Source organism: Burkholderia sp. Se-20373 (assembly GCF_017104705.1).
Classification (GTDB): domain Bacteria; phylum Pseudomonadota; class Gammaproteobacteria; order Burkholderiales; family Burkholderiaceae; genus Burkholderia.
On the sequence record NZ_JAAGPH010000244.1, the window covers coordinates 1 to 6,787 of the forward strand.

At 67.3% G+C, this 6,787-nt stretch carries 7 protein-coding genes; 4 read left to right on the forward strand and 3 right to left on the reverse strand.

Going from position 1 to position 6,787, the window contains the following annotated elements; genetic code table 11:
* Positions 1 to 533 (reverse strand): NAD(P)H:quinone oxidoreductase (gene wrbA, locus G3N96_RS36965; protein ID WP_206140296.1); only part of this gene is annotated, 533 nt, incomplete at its 3' end.
* A gap of 145 nt (positions 534 to 678) precedes the next feature.
* On the opposite strand from wrbA, the gene G3N96_RS36970 reads away from it, so the two are divergent.
* On the forward strand, positions 679 to 2,010 hold the full coding sequence (locus tag G3N96_RS36970) for a YihY family inner membrane protein (protein ID WP_089494695.1): 1,332 nt from the start codon (positions 679 to 681) through the stop codon (positions 2,008 to 2,010).
* Positions 2,011 to 2,028: 18 nt separating this feature from the next.
* Here G3N96_RS36970 and G3N96_RS36975 read toward each other — a convergent pair whose 3' ends face one another.
* On the reverse strand, positions 2,029 to 2,346 hold the full coding sequence (locus tag G3N96_RS36975) for an Mpo1-like protein (RefSeq protein WP_089494696.1): 318 nt from the start codon (positions 2,344 to 2,346) through the stop codon (positions 2,029 to 2,031).
* 159 nt (positions 2,347 to 2,505) lie between these two features.
* On the opposite strand from G3N96_RS36975, the gene G3N96_RS36980 reads away from it, so the two are divergent.
* From G3N96_RS36980 to aroC, 3 genes are all read left to right on the forward strand, one after another.
* Positions 2,506 to 2,961: a CBS domain-containing protein gene (locus tag G3N96_RS36980; protein WP_006755543.1), complete on the forward strand. Its 456-nt coding sequence runs from the start codon at positions 2,506 to 2,508 to the stop codon at positions 2,959 to 2,961.
* 139 nt (positions 2,962 to 3,100) lie between these two features.
* Positions 3,101 to 5,035 carry an MFS transporter gene (locus G3N96_RS36985; protein WP_124575725.1) on the forward strand — a complete coding sequence of 645 codons (1,935 nt, stop codon included), beginning with the start codon at positions 3,101 to 3,103 and terminating at the stop codon, positions 5,033 to 5,035.
* A 264-nt stretch (positions 5,036 to 5,299) separates the two neighbouring features.
* Positions 5,300 to 6,400: a chorismate synthase gene (aroC, locus tag G3N96_RS36990; protein WP_089425194.1), complete on the forward strand. Its 1,101-nt coding sequence runs from the start codon at positions 5,300 to 5,302 to the stop codon at positions 6,398 to 6,400.
* A 136-nt stretch (positions 6,401 to 6,536) separates the two neighbouring features.
* Here aroC and G3N96_RS36995 read toward each other — a convergent pair.
* Positions 6,537 to 6,787: 4Fe-4S dicluster domain-containing protein (locus G3N96_RS36995; protein WP_206139639.1), on the reverse strand; the 251-nt coding region annotated here is incomplete at its 5' end.

Here is a 6,787-nt window from a genome sequence, read left to right on the forward strand (position 1 = left end):
TCTGCCGACAGCCCGGCGGCTGCCGAGCGATCGTGCTGCGCGACGTGCGACGCGCCGTACGGCGTACCGCCGGTGCGCGTCGTGGTGAGCGCGGATTCCGTGTACGGAATTCCGACGATCATCATCCCGTGATGGAGCAGCGGCAGCATCATCGACAGCAACGTCGATTCCTGGCCGCCGTGCAGGCTGCCCGTCGACGTGAACACGCAGGCCGGCTTGCCGGTCAGGGTGCCCGACAGCCATTGCGGTGTGGTGCCGTCGAGGAAATACTTGAGCGAGGCGGCCATGTTGCCGAAGCGGGTCGGCGAGCCGAGCGCGAGGCCCGCGCATTCCTCGAGATCCCGCAGTTCCGCGTACGGCGGGCCGTCGGCGGGGATGTCGGGGGCGGTGGCTTCGCAGACGGCCGACACGGGCGGCACGGTGCGGATGCGGGCCTGCATGCCCGGCACGCTGTCGATGCCGTTCGCGATCGCGAGCGCGAGATCGCGCGTGGCGCCGTGGCGGCTGTAATAGAGGACGAGGATGTCTTTCATGGGCGACGGAGCCGCATGCGGCCGCGCGCGTGCCCGGTGCAGTCGGCCCCTGCTGGAATCGAGCGGCTATTATAGGGGCTGAAGCCGTCGCGCAGCGCGGCGGCGGCGCGCCGTCGGGCGCGCGGCATCAAGAAGGAGAAGTCGTTTGCCGAAGTTGAGCGTCGATCTCGACACCATCAAGCGCCTCGCGCAGTTCGCGGCCCGGCGCAGCGCCGAGGATCGCATCCCGCAAGTGGCGGGCAGCCTGACGTTCACGACGATGCTGGCGCTCGTGCCGCTCGTGACGGTCGCGTTCGCGCTGTTCACCGCGTTCCCGATGTTCGCGTCGTTCCAGATCTCGCTGCAGGGGTTCCTCGCGGATCACCTGATGCCCGCGCAGTTCAACGTCCAGATCTTCAAGTACCTGAACCAGTTCGCGTCGAAGGCGAAGGGGCTGACGACGGCCGGCCTGATCGTGCTCGTCGTCACGTCGGTGATGACGATGATGACGATCGAGTCGGCGTTCAACCTGATCTGGCGGGTGCGCAAGCCGCGGCCGTTCGCGCAGCGCGTGCTCGCGTACTGGGCGCTGATCACGCTCGGCCCATTGCTGTTCGGCGTGAGCCTGTCGATCTCGTCGTACCTGTTCACGCAGTCGCTGGCGTTTACCGGTGCCGCGCCGTCCACGTCGATCGTCGAGTGGCTGCTCGCGCTCGTCTCGCTGCCGTTGACGGTGCTCGCGTTCACGCTGCTGTACGTGTACCTGCCGAACTGCACGGTTGCATGGCGCGACGCGGTGATCGGCGGGCTGTTCGCGGCCGTCGCGTTCGAGCTCGCGAAGCGCGGCTTCGGCTACTACGTGCGGCGCATTCCGACCTATACGGCCGTCTATGGCGCGTTCGCGGCGCTGCCCGTGTTCCTGTTGTGGGTGTACCTGAGCTGGTTCATCGCGTTGCTCGGCGCGATGGTGGCGTCCGCGCTGCCGGCGATCCGCGTCGGCCAGTTCCACCGCATCCACTACCCGGGCAGCGACCTGCTCGACGCGCTCGAAATGCTCGCGCGGCTGGCCGAAGCGCGCACGGCCGGCAAGCGCGGCTACACGGCGATGCGGCTCGCAACCATGTTGCGCTGCGACATGGAAACCGCGCAGCGCCTGCTGACGACGATGGAGGAGCGGGAATGGATTGCGCGGCTCGACGGCGGCGGCGAGACCACGCCGCGCTACATCCTGCTCGCGAACCCGGAGCAGCTGACGCTTGCGCAGCTGTTCGACGTGCTGGTGATCGATCGCACGGAATTGACCTACCAGCTGCAGCGGCGCCGCAGCCATGTCGACGGTGCGGCGCTGCTCGCGGTGCTGTCGAGCGACCGCTTCGACGTGTCGCTCGCGACGCTGATTGCCGCGCACCGGCTTGCAGGTGCGCAGCCGACGGCGATGCCGGGGCAGGCGCCGGGCGCCGTGCCCGATCCGCACGCGCGGCCGCCGCGCCCCGCATGAGCGGGATGCCCGGCCGCGTTATAACGGGATCTTGCCCGTACAGATATCCTTGAACATCACCCAGTCGCCCATCAGGCTGTAGATCGGGTGCCGGAACGTGGCCGGGCGGTTCTTCTCGAAGAAGAAGTGTCCCACCCACGCGAAGCCGTAGCCGCAGACGATCGCCGCAGGCAGCCACAGCCAGTCGCCGGTCGCGACCGCCATCGCGACGCAGCCGATCACGCCGAGCGAGCCGACGAAGTGCAGCCGCCGCGACGTCCGGTTCTGGTGTTCATTCAGGTAATACGGGTAGAAATCGGCGAAGCTGGCGAATTGCTCCGAATGCGTATGCGCCATGGACGTCTCCTCTGGCCGCTGTTCATGGGGCCATTGTGCTGCCGGCAGTCCGCTTCCGCAAGCGGGGGGGCGGCCCGCCGCGCGGGCCCGCGCTTTCCTTTTGACAGGCTTTCCGATAGGATCGAAAGAGGTTTTGCATTCAAGCATGAGGGGACTACGATGCGCGTCAGCGATATTCTGAAAGTGAAGGGCAACACGCTGTTTACGGTGACGCCCGATAAGCCGCTGCGCGAAGCGGTCGATACGATGGCCGAACACGACATCGGTTCGCTCGTCGTGATGGAGTACGGCGATCTCGTCGGGATGTTGACGTTCCGCGAGATCATCCTGCGTCTGCACGTGAACGGCGGCGCGATCGGCGACGTGCAGGTGCGCAAGGTGATGGACGAGCCGCTCACGTGCACGCCGGAAACGGACGTCAACGAAGTGCGCCGGATGATGCTCGAGCGCCATGCGCGCTACATGCCGGTGCTCGACAAGAAGGTGCTGATGGGCGTCATTTCGTTCTACGACGTCGCGAAGACGGTCGTCGAGGCGCAGAGCTTCGAGAACCGGATGCTGAAGGCATACATCCGCGACTGGCCGGAATCGGAAGCCGAAGCGCACAAGTCGTGAACCACGCCGCGCCCGTCGCCGTCACGCGCGGGCGCCGCCACCCGGCACGCGGCGGCGCAGGCTGGTCCTGCGCCGCCTTTTTTTCAATGACCACACGAGGCCCGCGCAGCGCTGCCCAGACGGCGCGCGCGTATTCCGCATGAGCGATCAAACGCAAGCCACTTCCAGGCGGCGTGACGAACGGCACGCACACGCGTCGCAGTTCGACCTGCTGCGCGAGCGCCGTTTCGCGCCGTTCTTCACGACCCAGTTCCTCGGCGCGCTGAACGACAACGTCTTCAAGATCGGCTTCACGTCGCTCGTCACCTATCACACCGCGCGGTTCGCCGGCGTCGATGCGAAGACGGCGGCCTTCCTGATCTCCGCGATCTTCATCTTGCCGTTCGTGCTGTTCTCGGCGACGTCCGGCCAGATCGCCGACAAGTACGACAAGGCGACCCTCACGCGTTTCGTGAAGACCTTCGAGATCGTGCTGATGCTGGTCGGCGCGGCCGGCTTCGTCACGCACAGCGCGCCGCTGCTGTATCTGTGCACGTTCATGATGGGGATGCACTCGACGCTGTTCGGGCCCGTCAAGTATTCGTACCTGCCGCAGCATCTCGGCGAGCACGAACTGGTCGGCGGCAACGGCCTCGTCGAGATGGGCACGTTCATCGCGATCCTGATCGGCACGATCATCGGCGGCGCGGCCGCGGGCATCGAAGGCAACGGCGAGCGCGTGCTCGCGGTGAGCGTCGTCGTCATCGCGCTCGCGGGGCGGTTCGTCGCGCAGCGCGTGCCGTCCACGCCGGCGCCGCAGCCTGATCTCGTGATCAACTGGAATCCGGTCAGCGAGACCTGGCGCAACCTCGGGCTCGCCCGGCAGAACCGCACCGTGTTCCTGAGCCTGCTCGGCATCTCGTGGCTGTGGTTCGTCGGCGCGACGTTCCTCACGTCGTTCTTCAATTTCGCGAAGGACGTGCTGTCCGCAAGCCCCGACGTCGTCACGATCCTGCTCGCGACGTTCTCGGTCGGTATCGGCCTCGGCTCGCTGTTGTGCGAACGCCTGTCGCAGCGGCGTGTCGAGATCGGCCTCGTGCCGCTCGGCTCGATCGGCATCAGCGTGTTCGCGATCGAGCTGTATTTCGCGAGCCATGCGCTGCCGTCACCCGGCCATCTGCTGTCGGTCGGCGAGTTCCTGGCCGGCGCGCGCCACTGGCGCATCCTGGCGGACCTGTTCCTGCTCGCGATGTTCGGCGGCTTCTACAGCGTGCCGCTGTACGCGCTGATCCAGAGCCGCAGCGCACCGACGCACCGTGCGCGGATCATCGCCGCGAACAACATCCTGAACGCGCTGTTCATGATCCTGTCGGCCGTGATGGCGATGGGGCTGACCAAGGCCGGCGTCGACATCCCGGGGCTGTTCCTCGTCACCGCGCTGCTGAACGTGATCGTCGCGACGTACATCTACCTGCTCGTGCCCGAGTTCCTGCTGCGCTTCGTCGCATGGGTGCTCGTGCATACGTTCTACCGGATTCGCCTCGTGCACGCGGAGCGGATTCCGGCGGAAGGGGCGGCCGTGCTCGTGTGCAACCACGTCAGCTACGTCGATGCGCTCGTACTGGCCGCCGCGAGCCCGCGCCCGATCCGTTTCGTGATGGACCACCGGATCTTCAAGACGCGCTTCGCGAGCTGGGTGTTCCGGCATGCGAAGGCGATCCCGATCGCGCCGCGCCACGAGGATCCCGCGATGCTCGCGCGCGCGTACGACGCATGCGAGGCCGCGCTGAAGGAAGGCGAACTCGTATGCATCTTCCCGGAAGGCAAGCTGACGAAGACGGGCGACATCAACACGTTCCACCACGGCATCACGGAGATCCTGGGCCGCACGCCGGCACCGGTGATCCCGATGGCGCTGCGCGGGCTGTGGGGCAGCTATTTTTCGCGGCATTCCGATGCGCGGATGCCGCGGCCCATCAAGCGCGGCGTGATGAGCCGGCTGACGCTGGCGGTCGGCGAGCCGATCCCGGCGTCGGTCGCGACGCCCGAAGCGCTGCAGGCGGCAGTCACCGAACTGCGCGGCGCGCGGAAGTAGGCGGGGTGGGCCCGGCGGCATCGCCCCGGGCCGTCATGGCCGCCGTGAACGGGCCCGTTCGACCGGAGCGGCGCGGGCCGGCAAGCGACGCCCGGGGCCGTTCCCGTGGCCGGCCGGTGTGGTCCGAACGGTTCACACGGCCCGCGTGCCCGGGACGGCTGGCATAATAGCGGCTTACCTCTTTTTCTCGACCGGCAAACGATCGACCTGCCTGCGGCCCGGGCAGCGCATCGGTTTGTCCTTTTCTCTTTGGGCGGTTCCATCATGTCCGGCAATACCCTCGGCACGCTTTTCACTGTCACGACCTTCGGCGAATCGCACGGTCCCGCGATCGGCTGCGTGATCGACGGCTGCCCGCCGGGAATGGGGCTGACCGAAGCCGACATCCAGGTCGAACTCGATCGCCGCAAGCCCGGCACGTCGCGCCACGTGACGCAGCGGCAGGAGGCCGACGAGGTCGAGATCCTGTCCGGCGTGTTCGAAGGCGTGACGACCGGTACGCCGATCGCGCTGCTGATCCGCAACACCGACCAGCGCAGCAAGGACTACGGCAACATCGTCGAGACGTTCCGTCCCGGCCACGCCGACTATACCTACTGGCAGAAATACGGCATCCGCGACTATCGCGGCGGCGGCCGCTCGTCCGCGCGCCTGACCGCGCCGATCGTCGGTGCGGGTGCGGTCGCGAAGAAGTGGCTGCGCGAGCGCTTCGGCGTCGAGGTGCGCGGCTACATGAGCGGCCTCGGCGAGATCGACGTGCCGTTCGTCGACTGGTCGCACGTCCATGAAAATCCGTTCTTCTCGCCGAATGCGGCCGTCGTGCCGGAGCTCGAGGCGTACATGGATGCGCTGCGCAAGGATGGCGATTCGATCGGCGCGCGCATCGACGTCGTCGCGTCGGGCGTGCCGGTCGGCTGGGGCGAGCCGGTGTTCGACCGTCTCGATGCGGACATCGCAAAGGCGATGATGAGCATCAACGCGGTGAAGGGTGTCGAGATCGGTGCGGGCTTCGACAGCGTCGCGCAGCGTGGCTCGGTGCACGGCGACGAGCTGACGCCGGGCGGTTTCGTCGGCAACCATGCGGGCGGCGTGCTCGGCGGGATTTCGACGGGGCAGGACATCACCGTGTCGATCGCGATCAAGCCGACGTCGAGCATCCGCACGCCGCGCCGTTCGATCACGAAGGCCGGCGAGGAGGCGACGGTGGAAACGTTCGGCCGCCACGATCCGTGCGTCGGCATTCGTGCGACGCCGATCGCGGAGTCGATGCTCGCGCTGGTGCTGATCGACCATGCATTGCGCCATCGCGCGCAGTGCGGCGATGTAGAGACGCCGACGCCGAAGATCGCGGGCAGCGCGACCTGACGCAAGCGGGCGGGGCGCAGCGCGTCTCGCCGCCAGTTGCGCGGAGCATGCAAAACGGGGCGCTGCATCAAGCAGCGCCCCGTTTCGTTTGCGGCACCCGAAAAAGCGCGCCGCTCGCGGCGGCGCGTTCCGGCCATTACATGTTCGGGTAGTTCGGCCCGCCGCCGCCTTCCGGCGTGACCCACACGATGTTCTGCGTCGGATCCTTGATGTCGCAGGTCTTGCAGTGCACGCAGTTCTGCGCGTTGATCACCAGGCGATCGCTGCCGTCGTCGTTCTTCACGAACTCGTACACGGCTGCCGGGCAGAAACGCGCCTCCGGCCCCGCGTACGTGCGCAGGTTCACGTTCACCGGCACGCTCGCGTCCTTCAGCGTCAGGTGCGCCG